The sequence below is a fragment of the Gracilimonas sp. genome, from assembly GCF_017641085.1.
Taxonomy (GTDB): Bacteria; Bacteroidota; Rhodothermia; order Balneolales; family Balneolaceae; genus Gracilimonas.
Map to the genome: position 1 here is coordinate 837,195 of NZ_JAEPPI010000001.1, position 13,397 is coordinate 850,591.

Here is a 13,397-nt window from a genome sequence, read left to right on the forward strand (position 1 = left end):
GTGGTTTTTTTATGTCATAAATTTCCGTGTAATGAGCAAAAACTCTTGCCTGCTCCTTTTATACATACAAGCCTTTTCCTATCTTCGTGAGGATTTAAAAAACACAATTTTCATTCTACTAAATCATTAAATGCCTGCATCTAAACTAGACCAGCTCTGTGTAAATACAATTCGAACCTTATCTATAGATGCCGTTGAAAAGGCGAATTCCGGTCACCCGGGCATGCCAATGGGCATGGCAGATGCAGCCTATGTACTGTGGACGAAATTTCTAAAGCACAACCCAAAAAATCCGGACTGGTTTGATCGCGATCGCTTTATTCTTTCAGCAGGGCACGGGTCGATGCTTATTTACAGTTTACTGCATCTCACAGGTTATGAAGTAAGCCTCGAAGAGATAAAAAACTTCCGGCAGATGGGAAGTATAACGCCCGGCCACCCTGAATATGGAATGACACCGGGAGTTGAAACTACAACCGGTCCTTTGGGACAGGGTTTTGGAACCGGTGTTGGTATGGCAATGGCAGAGCATTTTATGTCGGCAAAGTTCAACAAAGAAGGGCATAACATTGTAGATCACTACACCTATGCTATTGTTAGTGATGGTGACTTGATGGAGGGAATTTCCCATGAAGCTGCATCGATGGCCGGACACATGGGCCTCGGTAAGTTGATTTACCTGTACGATTCAAACAGCATTTCGATTGAAGGATCTACCGATCTTGCTTTTACCGAAGACGTTCCCAAACGATTTGAATCCTATAACTGGCACGTAGTAGAAATTGATGGGCATAATCATGATGAAATCACAGCAGCAATCGAAGAAGCACAGTCAGTAACTGATAAGCCTTCGATCATTGTTTGTACTACTCACATCGGGTACGGAAGCCCCAATAAGCAGGATAGTGAGTCCTCGCACGGGTCTCCACTGGGTGAGGAAGAAATTAAACTTACCAAAGAAGCGTACGGTTGGGATCCCGAAAAAAAATTCTTCATTCCCGAAGAAGCTCTCGCAAAGTTCAGAGAAGAACAGGAGAAAGGAGAGGAAGCTGAAAACGCCTGGAAAGAGGAAGTAGCTGCCTATGAAAAAGCTTATACCGAGGAAGGAAAGATATTCAAAGCTTGGGTTAACAGAGACCTGTCTTCTGATCTGGAATCGAAGTTGCCGGTATTTGAAGAAGATGCAAAAGGAATGGCAAGTCGTGCGGCTTCCGGCAAAGTGATTAATGCCATCAAAGAAATTGTACCCAACTTATTCGGAGGTTCGGCAGATCTCGGTGGAAGTACCAAAACCGACATTGACGGATACGGATCGTACCTGCCGGGTAACCCAACGGGGAGAACCATTCATTACGGAGTACGGGAACACGCTATGGGAGCAGCTGTAAATGGGATGGCGCTGCACGGTGGACTAGTTCCTTACGGTGCTACCTTTTTTGTGTTTACCGATTATATGCGCCCCGCCATACGTTTAGCCGGCTTGATGAAAGTGCCGTCGATATTTGTGTTAACTCACGACAGTATTGGCCTTGGCGAAGACGGCCCGACTCACCAACCCGTGGAACACCTCGCCAGCCTGAGGGCGATGCCAAATATCACCATTTTACGTCCCGGTGATGCTAATGAGACATCCCATGCATGGAAGGCAGCTTTGGAAAATACGACCGGGCCAACGCTGCTGGTCTTAACCCGACAGAACTTGCCTACATTATCCCGTTCGGATGAGAATTCAGCATCCATGGTTTCTAAAGGTGCTTACATTTATTCGGATGCTGAGAAAGAAATTCCGGATGCCATCCTGATTGGGACCGGATCGGAGCTCCACCTTGCAGTAGAAGCCAAGGCTAAACTGGCAGACAAAGGCATAGACGCACGTGTAGTGAGCATGCCAAGCTGGGAGCTGTTTGAGAGGCAAGACGCCTCATACAAGGAATCTGTGCTTCCAAAGGCTGTTACAAACCGGATTTCCATTGAAGCGGGAGCTACCTTTGGGTGGGAACGCTATATTGGGCCTGAAGGAACGGCTATTGGATTGAACAGTTTTGGAGAGTCAGCTCCTTACGAAGAGCTCTTTGAACATTTTGGCATAACCACAGATGCCATTGTTGAGGCTGCGGCTAAATAAGTCAGCCAGCCACCCGAAAAGTAAAGCTACTTCTCAGGCCGATGTACACAGGTAAAAGTTACATCGTCCAAGGGGCTTACGGAGCCTATAAAGGCCTCCAATGAGGATTGTACTTTGCCGATAATGGTTTTGGCGTGAAGGGAGCCGTAGATTTCCATCAGGGATTCGATGCGCTCTTCTCCGTATTCTTCATCCCGCTCGTTTCGTGATTCATTGAGCCCGTCTGTGTAGAATAGAACAGAGTCGCCGGGTTTAAAATGAAATTTCTTCACTTCGAGGTTCTTATCCAGAAGCTTGGTTGAGGCCATACCCAAAGCAAAACCGTTGGCCTTCAGTTTGAAAGTAGTGTCGCGTTCCTTGTTGTAGTAGATAGGGATGTTATGCCCGGCCCGGATATACTCAAAATGGTCCTCATCGTTGGGGAAGAAGGCGGCACACCCGGTAACAAAGGTTTTATCCTTGCTGTTGCTTTTGATGTAGTTGTTCAGCTGAAGAAAGAGCTCTTTAGGGGATGGATGATCCTTTTCGATAATCAAATTCACCAAGGCCTGTAGCCGAACCATATACAGGGCGGCACTGAGCCCTTTACCTGAAACGTCTGCTATCACAACGTAGGTTCCTTTTTCCGTTTCGATCACATCCAGGTAGTCTCCACCGACCTCCTTGGCCGTATGTGCAAATGAATATACTTCAAGATTATCTTTACTTAGGGATGTTCCCGGAAGCAAGCTAAGCTGAATTTCCCGGGCCAAATCGATCTCTTTTTGCACATCCGATTTCTCCAGAAGCTCAATTAAAAGCAGCATGAACATGCTTAGAAAACTAAAGGGAAGCAGCAGGTCACCAATCAGGAAATACTGTATGATATCCAGGAAGTTGAGCACGTAATAGGCTACAAAACTTACAGAACCCAATCCAAAGATAAGGCGACGTGTGGGGTTGAGGCGTTGGGCGAGATCAGAAAACAACCGCAGCATTTTGATGTGCCCGGGAAGCTGCTGTCCCTGCTGCCGCTCAATGTCTTCGACAGCTTCTTTATAAACCAACTTCAGGCGTTCAGTATCGGCCGTGAGTTCTTTCGAGAATCTTTCCCGACTCATTCCGGAGACATATTCCTGATAAAATTTCTTTGTGCCGTAGCCGGACTGTGCTTCGTTTTTTAAACCCAAGGCAATTACTGATCTGAATTTGTATTTAGCGCTTGTTCGTAATAATAACTAAAAAGTTTAGCATTTGAACAGCATTTATTTGCTACCGAAGATTTGGAGAAGCTATTGGGTTTTAATCTCGGTGGTATCGGCCGGTACGCGGGTGGGATTTACGCGGTCGTAAACCACCCAGGCATCTCTGAAGTATCGTTTTACGATATTGGAAAATAGAATAGCACGGTCCCGTTCATGAAAATCACCTACATGTACTCGATAATAAGGAGTACGGAAGAAGGTATAAGTATCCGGCTGATAACCTACAATAGTGGTATCGGCCCAGGCGCGAAAGTTTGCCGCCATCGTATCTGCCTGTACCACGCTTTGCCCGGAATAAATTTGCACCCGATAGCCTTCGTATAAATCTTTTTCTACTTCTTGCTGAACCTTAATCTGGTTAAAGCCATCCGGAATTTTATTCTCCCGGTATGCATAGGCATCAGAAAGCTGGGTACGATAACTTTCCAGATTGAGGTTAGAGACAAGCTTCTCATTCTCTGACCTGAAATTTTCTCTTGCATTTTCAATGGTATCATTGACAGCCTGCTCGGTAGTAGAGCAGGAGACAACCACAAAAAGTAGCAGTGTAAGAAAGCTGAAGTATTTTATCATAGGTTTAAAATCCAACCGGGTGCCAAGTTGTTTTCGTTTCCTGGAAATTGGTAAGGAAATACGGAGACTGAGCCTCTTCCGAATACCAGTCATCAATAGGTTTATTTACAATACGTTTCACGTTCAGTGAAGCATTTTCATCAATACTCTTCTTCATTTCCTGGGGTAATTTATCAGTATATACCATGGCATTTACATCCATATGGGTACTGAAATGTTCCGATAATTCTTCACGAAATCCGGTAAGTATGTTTACCACACCTCCCGGTACGTCCGAAGAATTCAACACCTCAGCAAAGCTGATGGCGGGAAGGGGATATTCTTCTGAGGCAAGCACTACACATGTATTCCCTCCAACAATGATCGGAGCAATGACGGAAACCAAGCCTAAAAGCGGGCTCTTTTCAGGAGCGAAAGCGGCTACCACACCGGTGGGCTCCAGTAAACTGAAGTTAAAGTGTGAACTCGCAACCGGGTTTATCGAGCCAAAAACCTGCTGATATTTATCGGCCCAGCCGGCATAGTAAATAAGGCGGTCGATGGAGGCATTGATATCAGCTTCAGCCTCGGCCGTTTTAAAACCGATAGGGCCGAGTTCTTTCATGAATTGATCACGACGGTCTTCCAGCATCTCCGCAATGCGGTAGAGAATCTGTCCGCGGTTGTAGGCACTGCGCGAACTCCATCCGTTAAAAGCGCCACGGGCAATCTTTACGGCATCGCGGAAGTCTTTTCTTGAACCCTGACAGGCATTCGCCAGCAGGTTTTTGTCGCCGTCATAAACTTTATAAGTACGACCGGATTCCGAGCGGGGAAAATTTCCGCCCAGATACATCTTATAGGTTTTCTTTACGTCAATTCTTGTGTCAGACATGGTCTAATGCTTAGTAATTAAATTTTTGTGTAGGCTGCTAATCCGTGGAGACCGCCTTCGCGCCCAACTCCGCTTTCTTTGTAACCGCCAAAAGGGGAAGTAGGATCGAATTTGTTGTAGGTATTCGCCCAGATAACACCGGATCTCATCTTGCTTCCCATTTGGAAAATCTTGGAGCCTTTATCGGTCCAAACACCACTTGCAAGTCCATAGGGGGTGTTATTGGCTTTATCGATGCCTTCATCTGCCGTGCGGAATGTTTGCACCGTTAGCACCGGCCCAAAAATTTCTTCCTGAACCACGCGATTCGATTGTGAAACATTGGTGAAAAGGGTAGGGCGTATGAAATAACCGTTTTCGGGGATCTCACATTTACTTTGGTAGATATCAGCACCTTCATCTACTCCGAGTTCCAGGTATTTATTTACCGTCTCAAACTGCTCTTTAGAGTTGATGGCACCAATGTCGGTATTCTTGTCCAGAGGATCACCAACGATCAATGTTTCAAGCCGGTCTTTCAGTTTTTGGATTACTTTATCAGCCACACCTTCCTGAACCAGCAATCGGGAACCGGCACAGCACACGTGCCCCTGGTTAAAGTAAATGGCGTTAATAATACCTTCCACCGCCTGGTCAATCGGGGCATCTTCAAAAATAACCAATGCGCCTTTTCCACCTAATTCAAGGGTGTACTTTTTATCGGTTCCGGCCAGGGACTTTTGAATGATTTTCCCGACTTGGGTTGAGCCGGTAAATGCTACTTTATCAATATCTTTATGATTGACAATTTCTGCCCCGGTTTGTCCTGCACCGGTAACGATATTTACAACGCCGTCAGGCAGCCCGCAATCCCGAACCAGTTCCGCAAACTTAAGCGCTGTCAGTGAGGTAGTCTCGGCAGGTTTAAGAACAACAGTATTTCCACAAGCAAGGGCAGGGGCAATCTTCCAGGCCAGCATCAGCAAGGGGAAATTCCATGGGATAATTTGTCCGCATACGCCAAGGGGTTTGGGTTTTCTTCCCGGGAAGGCATACTCGAGTTTATCTGCCCAGCCGGCATAGTAGAAGAAATAAGCGGCAACTAAAGGAATGTCAACATCCCGGGATTCGCGGATGGGCTTTCCTCCATCCATCGATTCCAGGACGGCAAATTCACGGGCACGCTCCTGTATCATCCGGGCGATACGGTAGATATACTTGCCTCTTTCTTTGGCTGAAATCCTTGACCACTCACCCTCAAAAGCTTTTCGGGCAGCTTTCACGGCTTTGTCCACATCCTTCTGGGTTGCTTCAGCAAATTCTGTGATTTCCTCTTCGGTAGCCGGGTTGGTACTCTTGAAGTATCGGCCTTTGGATGGCTTTACAAATTTCCCGCCAATGAAAAGATCATAGCGCTCCTTTACCTCAACAAAGTCCGAGGTTTGAGGTGCCGGGGCATATTCCCAAACAGACTCAAAATCCAGTTTCGAATTCGGTGAAGTGGGTTTGTAAGGAGCTTCTTTAGTTTCCGTGTCAGACATAGTAGTTGGTACTTAATTCAAGTTCTTTTAAGGCCGTTCAATCCCGATTAATCGTTGCTGAAATAATCCAGTGATTGATAATGGCCTGTTTGTTGCTTTACAATTTGCATCAATAGGTCGTTGGTTAGCGAACTGGCTCCGAAGCGGAAATAATCCTTGTTCAACCAGTCGGCACCCAGTGTTTCTTTTACTATAACTAAATATTGGATGGCTTGTTTCGCGGTTCTGATTCCACCGGCGGGTTTCATGCCGATCATTTTGCCGGTATCGTAGTAGAAATCACGAATGGCTTCCAGCATTACAAGAGTTACGGGCTGTGTTGCTGCCGGACTTGTTTTACCCGTTGAGGTTTTAATGAAGTCGGCACCGGCATGCATAGCAATATCGCTGGCTTTGCGCACATTTTCGTAGGTGTGAAGTTCTCCCGTCTCAAGGATCACTTTCAGGTGCGCTTCTCCGCAAGCTTCTTTTACGGCCGCTATTTCATCAAAAACCAGCTGATACTCTCCATTCAGAAAAGCACCGCGGCTAATGACCATATCAATTTCATCGGCTCCCTCAGAAACAGCAAATTTAGTGTCTTCTAATCTCATGGAAAGGGGAGACTGGCCGCTTGGGAAAGCAGTAGCAACGCTGGCTACATTAATATCGGTTCCCTTGAGGGCATTTTTTGCCACAGAAACCATGCTTGGATATACACAAATGGCAGCTACGGTCGGCAGATCTGGAACAGCCGGGTGGGGCTGCTTCGCTTTTTGACAAAGTTGAATGACTTTGCCGGGTGAATCTTTACCCTCCAGCGTAGTTAAATCAATCATACTGAGCGCCATTTTAAGCGCCTGTATTTTGGAATCTTTCTTGATGCTGCGCTTATTCAACCTGGAAACACGTTCTTCCACACCTACATGATCGATGGGAACGGTTTGGTTGAAATCAGGATACTTCATACTGTTAATTTTGGTCGTTAGTAACTGTGAGGCAGAAGGTAAGAAATCTTAAGCAAAAGCTTGATCCTGTAAAGGTGAATATTCGGGATTTCATTTGTAGGTAAGAATTGTGCCAGAAACATAATTTTTGTTAATTGGCTGAGGCTCATGAGGTAATAGAGAGCCCGGGATAGGTAATAGTCAAAATAACATTAATAAAATGAGGTAGAATAAATGGAAATGTCTGCAATTAATTGGCTGGCTGTAGTAGCCGCCTCACTTGTTGGTTTTGCAATCGGGTTTGTGTGGTATGGACCCTTGTTTGGGAAGAAATGGATGGAAGCAGTCGGTATGACCGAAGAAGATGCTGAAAATGGAAATATGGCTAAAATATTCGGAGTCACGCTGATCTTTCAATTCATTATGGCCTTTTGCCTGGCTATGTTTTTTTACGGAGATCCGGCCTCGGCTGATATGATTAATGGCAGCAATGGAGCTTTTTATGGCTTTTTAACCGGTTTCGGGTGGGTAGCTACCGCATTAGGGGTGAATGCTTTGTATGAGCAAAAATCCTGGACCTACATTTTTATAAATGGCAGTTTCTGGATTGTCGTCTTTACCCTGATGGGCCTGATATTAGGCGCTTGGAAGTAGGGGCTGTTTAAGCTATCAGATTTCAGACTTCAGCTGACAGTGAATTGATAATTTAATTAGTTTAAGCCACTGAAATGAACAAACTCTGATAGCTGATAGCTGATAGCTGAACAACCCTACTCCTCAAATTCCAGTGGGTTTTCCGGCTCCCGGAATATTTCTGCTGCATCTGCAAAACGGGTGGCCAGTCCAACCATAACAAGGCGGTCGCCCGGTTGCAGTTTAAAATCTCCGGACGGATTTCCAACGTTCTTTTCACCGCGATTAACCGTCAATACCGTAATTTCATATTTATTTCTGAGCTTCAGGTCAGCCAGTGTTTTTCCTGCTGCAAAAGAGCCTTCCCGAACTATTACGGCACGAGTATGTAACCCTTCTTCATCGAGTCCCTGAAGTACCATTAAGTGCGCCTCCTGTATGCTCCCGCGCATAATTTCATAATCCTCAGCCCTTAACTCTCTGATGTGCTGCTCAATTTCTTCATCAGGGATCATGTATGCCTTCAATACGTTGGAGAACAGACGTACGGTGGTTTCCATCTCTTCGGGAACAACAATGTCGGCACCGGCTTTTTCAAGGAAATCGGCTTCTGAAAGATATCGGGTTCTCACAATCACCTGAATGGTAGGGTTGATGTAATTCGCCAGCTTGATAATCCGCGGACTGATGGAAGGATCGTTAATAGCTATGACACACAATTTGGCTTTGGAAACCTGAGCATGTTCAAGAATATGAGTACGAGATGCGTCTCCGTAAATAGCCGGGATATCATTATCGTGCATCTCATTTACAGATTTCGGATTCATCTCAATCACAATATAAGGGATGCCGGATTCGCGCAATACACGGGCAAGGTTTCGGCCTGCAGGACCATAACCAACAATGATCACATGGTCTTCCAGGTCAGTGAGATCGTCTTCTTCTGCAGATTCTTTCCTTTTCTGTCCGATATGTTTTAAAGGTGTTTTGGCCAGCAGGTTACCAATATTGGGACTGATGTGAAGAAAGAGCGGTGTGAGGAGCATCAATAAAACAGAAACGGCTATGAAAGTTTGTGAGCCTACCTCACCAAAACCACCGGGAGTAAGACCAGTTACACGTCCGGCTCGTTCCAGAACAAAAGAAAATTCACCGATTTGGGCCAGCACAATACCGGAGGCCGCTGCTATCCGAACGGGATAGCCAAGGGTGAGTAAACTGACAGAACTCAGAATAAATTTCAGCAAAAGAACACCGGCTGCAACACCAAGTAACAGCAATGGATGTTCGATGACAAACTGTAAATCCAGCAGCATCCCTACGGAGACAAAGAAAACCGCATTAAAAATGGTTTTAAGAGGAAGGATCTCGCTAATGGCGTGATCACTGTAATGGCTCTCACTTACTACCAGTCCGGCTAAGAACGCTCCCAGTGCAAGACTGACTTCTGCAAGATTGGTAAGTGCAGCCGTGCCAAAACAAATGGCAATCACGGTGAGCAAAAAGAGTTCTTGACGGCGTGTTTGGGCTACTTTTTCTAATATCCAGGGAACCACTTTTCGAGCCAAGAGAACCACAACGGCAATCAATAAAACAGCTTTTCCGAGAACGAAGAACAGGTCGGTCATAGAATCGCTCTGTCCGGATAGGATAGGGACGAGCAATACCATGGCAATAATAGCCAAATCCTGGAATATCAAAACGGCCAGAGATAACCGTCCTACAGGTGTATCGGTTTTTCCCTGTTCACTGAAAAGCCCGAGGATGATGGCCGTGGAGCTCAAGGCTACGAGACAGCCGGTATAAATGCCTACTTTCCAATCAACCCCAAAAAAGAAAAGGATGCCGACTACAGCCGCTACCGTCAGCAAAACCTGCAGCCCACCACCTACAAAAATTGCGTTCCGAATCCGGGAGAGTTTTTCGAGGCTAAACTCAATCCCGATTGTAAAAAGCAGTAAGATAATCCCAATTTCCGCAAGCATATCCACCAATTCCTGGTCCTGAACCAAGCCAAGGGCATTGGGGCCTATAATCACACCGGCAATCAAAAAACCGGCGATAGGCACCAGCTTTATTCGATAGCATATGTAGGCAATCAATACGCTTACGAGAAAGAGCGCAACGATTTCATTTAGGAAGGGAAGACTTACTGCAAAGAGCATGTATGAAAGACTTTAAAGCTTTTTGAATTGAATGGAACTAAATGTAAAATGAATTTCTGATTATCAGCTGTCAGTTTTAGCACAAAACCAACAGCTGAAATCTGAATGCCGTCAGCTATTCTCTATACTTATCAAACCAGCCAACAATGTATGCTACTTTTCGAAAGAGGTTGCTTGGTTTGGAGGCGATTCCATGGCCTGAGCCCTGAATTCGAACCATGGCGGCATCAACACCCTGTAGTTTTAGGGCAGCGTAGTATTGCTCGGTTTCGCTCATTGGAGTTCGATAGTCCTGCTCGCCGGTAAGCAGCATGGTAGGAGTTGTGACATTGCCCATCAACGAAATAGGAGATCGCTCCAGGTATTGTTCAGGATCTTCCCACGGCTTTTTGGTAAACCAATATTTACTGAAGAAGGGAGATCCGTCCGCTGTAAGAACAAAACTGTACCAGTTTATAACCGGTTTTGCCACCACCGCTGCTTTAAAACGATCTGTTTTACCGATGGCCCATGAGCTAAGTACTCCGCCACCACTTCCTCCGGTGATGAATAAGTTATTTACATTGATATATCCCTGATCGATCACGTAATCTACTGCGTCCATCAAGTCGTTGTGATCTTCACTGGGATAGTTGTGATTGATGTATGCTGCAAATTCTTCGCCGTAACTGGTACTTCCTCGGGGATTGGTGTACACGACTACATACCCACGGCTTGCCATTAACTGTAACTCAGGAGAGAATTGAGGCCCATATGCAGTATGAGGTCCGCCATGAATTTCGAGAATCATTGGGTATTGATCGTTTGGATCAAAGTCAGGAGGGGTAATGATCCATCCCTGAACTCTGAAATCATCTACCGAGGAATTCACCCAAAACTCTTCAACTTGTCCGAGGGTTTTCGATTTCAGGAATTGTGCATTCAAATTAGTGAGGGTACGGTTTTGCATACGGGTTGGAAAGTGACCTACACTAAGTTCTGCGGGCTGAGTTGCGGTTCCGGTGGTAAAGGCAATACGGCCGTTTGTTGCTACAGAGTAAGAGCCTCCGCTGTATGGCCGACCAATGGTTGTGCTGGAAAGGTCAGCTGCTACTGCACTGTAATCTCCATTTAATTTTATGTTTCCAACTTTTGCAACGCCCTCTTCGTTGTACCTGAAAAACAAAGATTTGCTGTCTTTCGCCCATGTAACAGAAGAAATATCATTGGCTACTTTCTGTGAGATTTTTCTCAGGTTTGAGCCGTTTCGATTCATCACATATAAATCAGTAAGCTGGTATCCCAGGAATTTATCTTCAAAGCCGGTATAGGCAATAAGCTTTCCATCCGGAGAAACTTTTGGACTGCTATGTGGACCTCGCTTATCCGTGATCTTTGTCATGGCTCCGGTCTCAATATTCATTTCGTAGATTTGCTCATTGTTGGGATCCAAATCTGCATTTCCTGAACGATCTGCCGTAAAAATGATATTTCCATCTGATGTCCAGGATCCGGAACCGTGATCATAATCTCCTGAAGTTAACTGACGAGGAGCGCCTCCATCAGCTGAGATTACAAAAATGTGGGAATTCCCATCCTTTACATACCCGCCGCCATCTCGTCGGTAGACTACTTTGTCTATAACTTGTGCCGACTGTTCCCACTTTGCTCCGGAAGGTGGAGCAGGGATATCAGTTTTCACCACAGAAGAAGTGCCAGGCACAAATTTAGAAAAAAGAATCATGCTGCCATCGGGCGACCAGCTCAAATTTCCCGGACTCTCAGTCAGGTTAGTGATGGAGGCCGTTTCGCCGGAGTTCATCCAGCGTACAAAAATCTGGTTTGAGCCTTCTTCCGATGACGTATAGGCAATGCGATCTCCGCTTGGCGACCAGGTCACATTCCCGTAAGAACTTGTTCCTGAAGTAAGGGGGTGGTGGTTCTCTCCGGAAAACGAAATACTCCACAGGTTCACAAAACGCCGGTCGCTCATTACATCAAACTGGTGGCGTTCGTAAATGATAGTATTTCCATCAGGGGAAATCGCCGGACTACTGACCATTTGCAGGTCAAATATATCCATATAATCGAAATGAGATTCATCTACCTGAGCGGTAACGGATAAGCTCAGAAAGGAAAAAATAAGCAGTGCAAGGGTGACGGTTCGTTTCATCATCATGGCTGTAATTGGTTATTGGGATGGCGGAAAATAATTGCTTCCGCGCAGTTCTAAAAACATTTGAAAATACTTTACAAATAGGTCTCTTCCGATTCCCCTTTAACCGGTCCGACTATTTCGCGGGTTATCCATCCGCCATAGAATCCTCCGGGCTGTGGCTTTACATGTTCACCATCTACATAACAATGAACTTTGGAGGGGTAAAAAGCCAAATGACTTTTAATTTTGGTGAAGTCGGCGAATGGTTTAGGGTAAGACCAGGCAGCCCGAATAGCCTTCTCATCATCCACAACAACATCCCAGTAAATCGCTTCCCCTTTCCATTCACATTTGGATTCTCCCTTCGCTTTAACCAGGTATTTTGAATTCAGATCGGAGGGAGGGATGTAGAAAGTTGGCGGACTTGCTGTTTCCAAGATCCGGATGGCGCGGGTACTTCGGGCAATGATTTTATTGGCAAAAATGATCAGTACTTCCCGAGAATCAGGGTCGACTTTTGGCGGGCGTGGATAATCCCACACCGATTCTTGTCCTTCTTTGGGTTTATGAGCGAATTCAGGCCGTTTTTGCCCGTAATACTTCCACTGTGATTGCCCCGATTTAGCCCAACTTGGAAGGTCTGTCATTGATTTTTTTAAAAGTTAATTAAGTACAACTATAAAAAGGTTGAGGATAGCAGCAAAAGCCACCCACAGGAGGTAAGGTACTAAAAGCCAACCGGTCCACCATTTTATTTCTCTGAATTTTTTAAAAGTCAGTACAATGAAAAAAAGTAAGAGGATTATCTCGATGAAAGCAATAAGTGGAGATTGGAGACCGAAGAAAAGAAATGACCATAGTCCGTTCAGTAATAGTTGTACTCCAAAAACTGTAAGGGCAGATTTTACGGGCGGTTTTGAAAATCCTTCCTCCCAAACACCTGCGGCCGCCACTCCCATCAAGGTGTAAAGCGTAGTCCACACCGGCCCGAATAACCAATTGGGTGGATTAAAGAAGGGCTTGTTCAGATCTGCATACCAGGTGGTGATTGCCGGTAAGGTTACCCCGCTTGCAGCCAGCCCGACTGCATTACAGGCAAGAATACCGAATATTACTTTGGCCCAGAATGGAATTTTCACAATAATAAATTTAGGTGGCAGGGGAAATTTTTTAACTATAGACATGGAAGAACTCAATTAA

11 protein-coding genes are annotated in these 13,397 nt (G+C 45.5%); 2 read left to right on the top strand and 9 right to left on the bottom strand.

The window, feature by feature from the left end; genetic code table 11:
* Positions 1 to 130: 130 nt before the first annotated feature.
* The gene (gene tkt, locus JJ941_RS03510) at positions 131 to 2,125 is read left to right on the top strand and encodes a transketolase (RefSeq protein WP_290962298.1); all 1,995 of its coding nucleotides are present in this window, start codon (positions 131 to 133) and stop codon (positions 2,123 to 2,125) included.
* 26 nt (positions 2,126 to 2,151) lie between these two features.
* On the opposite strand, the gene JJ941_RS03515 is transcribed toward tkt, so the two are convergent.
* The 5 genes from JJ941_RS03515 to deoC form a co-directional block, all read right to left on the bottom strand.
* The gene (locus JJ941_RS03515) at positions 2,152 to 3,294 is read right to left on the bottom strand and encodes a PP2C family protein-serine/threonine phosphatase (protein ID WP_255131769.1); all 1,143 of its coding nucleotides are present in this window, start codon (positions 3,292 to 3,294) and stop codon (positions 2,152 to 2,154) included.
* Between the two features lie 102 nt (positions 3,295 to 3,396).
* Positions 3,397 to 3,942 carry an SPOR domain-containing protein gene (locus tag JJ941_RS03520; protein WP_290962299.1) on the bottom strand — a complete coding sequence of 182 codons (546 nt, stop codon included), beginning with the start codon at positions 3,940 to 3,942 and terminating at the stop codon, positions 3,397 to 3,399.
* A gap of 4 nt (positions 3,943 to 3,946) precedes the next feature.
* A complete protein-coding gene (locus JJ941_RS03525) occupies positions 3,947 to 4,816 on the bottom strand; it encodes an aldehyde dehydrogenase family protein (RefSeq protein ID WP_290962300.1) in 870 nt (289 codons plus the stop codon).
* Positions 4,817 to 4,833: 17 nt separating this feature from the next.
* A complete protein-coding gene (locus JJ941_RS03530; RefSeq protein ID WP_290962301.1) occupies positions 4,834 to 6,336 on the bottom strand; it encodes an aldehyde dehydrogenase family protein in 1,503 nt (500 codons plus the stop codon).
* A 47-nt stretch (positions 6,337 to 6,383) separates the two neighbouring features.
* Positions 6,384 to 7,283, bottom strand: a complete 900-nt coding sequence (gene deoC / locus JJ941_RS03535) for a deoxyribose-phosphate aldolase (RefSeq protein ID WP_290962302.1) — start codon at positions 7,281 to 7,283, stop codon at positions 6,384 to 6,386.
* Between the two features lie 219 nt (positions 7,284 to 7,502).
* On the opposite strand from deoC, the gene JJ941_RS03540 reads away from it, so the two are divergent.
* Positions 7,503 to 7,916 (top strand): DUF1761 domain-containing protein, encoded by a 414-nt coding sequence (locus JJ941_RS03540; protein WP_255131611.1) that lies wholly within the window; start codon positions 7,503 to 7,505, stop codon positions 7,914 to 7,916.
* A 116-nt stretch (positions 7,917 to 8,032) separates the two neighbouring features.
* Here the strand turns inward: JJ941_RS03540 and JJ941_RS03545 are convergent, their stop codons facing one another.
* From JJ941_RS03545 to JJ941_RS03560, 4 genes are all read right to left on the bottom strand, one after another.
* The gene (locus tag JJ941_RS03545) at positions 8,033 to 10,060 is read right to left on the bottom strand and encodes a monovalent cation:proton antiporter family protein (RefSeq protein ID WP_290962303.1); all 2,028 of its coding nucleotides are present in this window, start codon (positions 10,058 to 10,060) and stop codon (positions 8,033 to 8,035) included.
* A gap of 115 nt (positions 10,061 to 10,175) precedes the next feature.
* Complete coding sequence (locus JJ941_RS03550) at positions 10,176 to 12,218, bottom strand: S9 family peptidase (RefSeq protein ID WP_290962304.1); 2,043 nt, start codon at positions 12,216 to 12,218, stop codon at positions 10,176 to 10,178.
* Positions 12,219 to 12,289: 71 nt separating this feature from the next.
* Positions 12,290 to 12,844, bottom strand: a complete 555-nt coding sequence (locus tag JJ941_RS03555) for a DUF427 domain-containing protein (protein ID WP_290962305.1) — start codon at positions 12,842 to 12,844, stop codon at positions 12,290 to 12,292.
* Positions 12,845 to 12,859: 15 nt separating this feature from the next.
* Positions 12,860 to 13,381 carry a TspO/MBR family protein gene (locus JJ941_RS03560; protein WP_290962306.1) on the bottom strand — a complete coding sequence of 174 codons (522 nt, stop codon included), beginning with the start codon at positions 13,379 to 13,381 and terminating at the stop codon, positions 12,860 to 12,862.
* Positions 13,382 to 13,397 lie beyond the last annotated feature (16 nt).

Coding starts and splice junctions, on each gene's coding strand:
- JJ941_RS03525 (WP_290962300.1), bottom strand. CDS start 4,816: ATGTCTGACACAAGAATTGACGTAAAGAAAACCTATAAGATGTATCTG.
- JJ941_RS03520 (WP_290962299.1), bottom strand. CDS start 3,942: ATGATAAAATACTTCAGCTTTCTTACACTGCTACTTTTTGTGGTTGTC.
- deoC (WP_290962302.1), bottom strand. CDS start 7,283: ATGAAGTATCCTGATTTCAACCAAACCGTTCCCATCGATCATGTAGGT.
- JJ941_RS03560 (WP_290962306.1), bottom strand. CDS start 13,381: ATGTCTATAGTTAAAAAATTTCCCCTGCCACCTAAATTTATTATTGTG.
- JJ941_RS03545 (WP_290962303.1), bottom strand. CDS start 10,060: ATGCTCTTTGCAGTAAGTCTTCCCTTCCTAAATGAAATCGTTGCGCTC.
- JJ941_RS03555 (WP_290962305.1), bottom strand. CDS start 12,844: ATGACAGACCTTCCAAGTTGGGCTAAATCGGGGCAATCACAGTGGAAG.
- JJ941_RS03540 (WP_255131611.1), top strand. CDS start 7,503: ATGTCTGCAATTAATTGGCTGGCTGTAGTAGCCGCCTCACTTGTTGGT.
- tkt (WP_290962298.1), top strand. CDS start 131: ATGCCTGCATCTAAACTAGACCAGCTCTGTGTAAATACAATTCGAACC.
- JJ941_RS03550 (WP_290962304.1), bottom strand. CDS start 12,218: ATGATGATGAAACGAACCGTCACCCTTGCACTGCTTATTTTTTCCTTT.
- JJ941_RS03530 (WP_290962301.1), bottom strand. CDS start 6,336: ATGTCTGACACGGAAACTAAAGAAGCTCCTTACAAACCCACTTCACCG.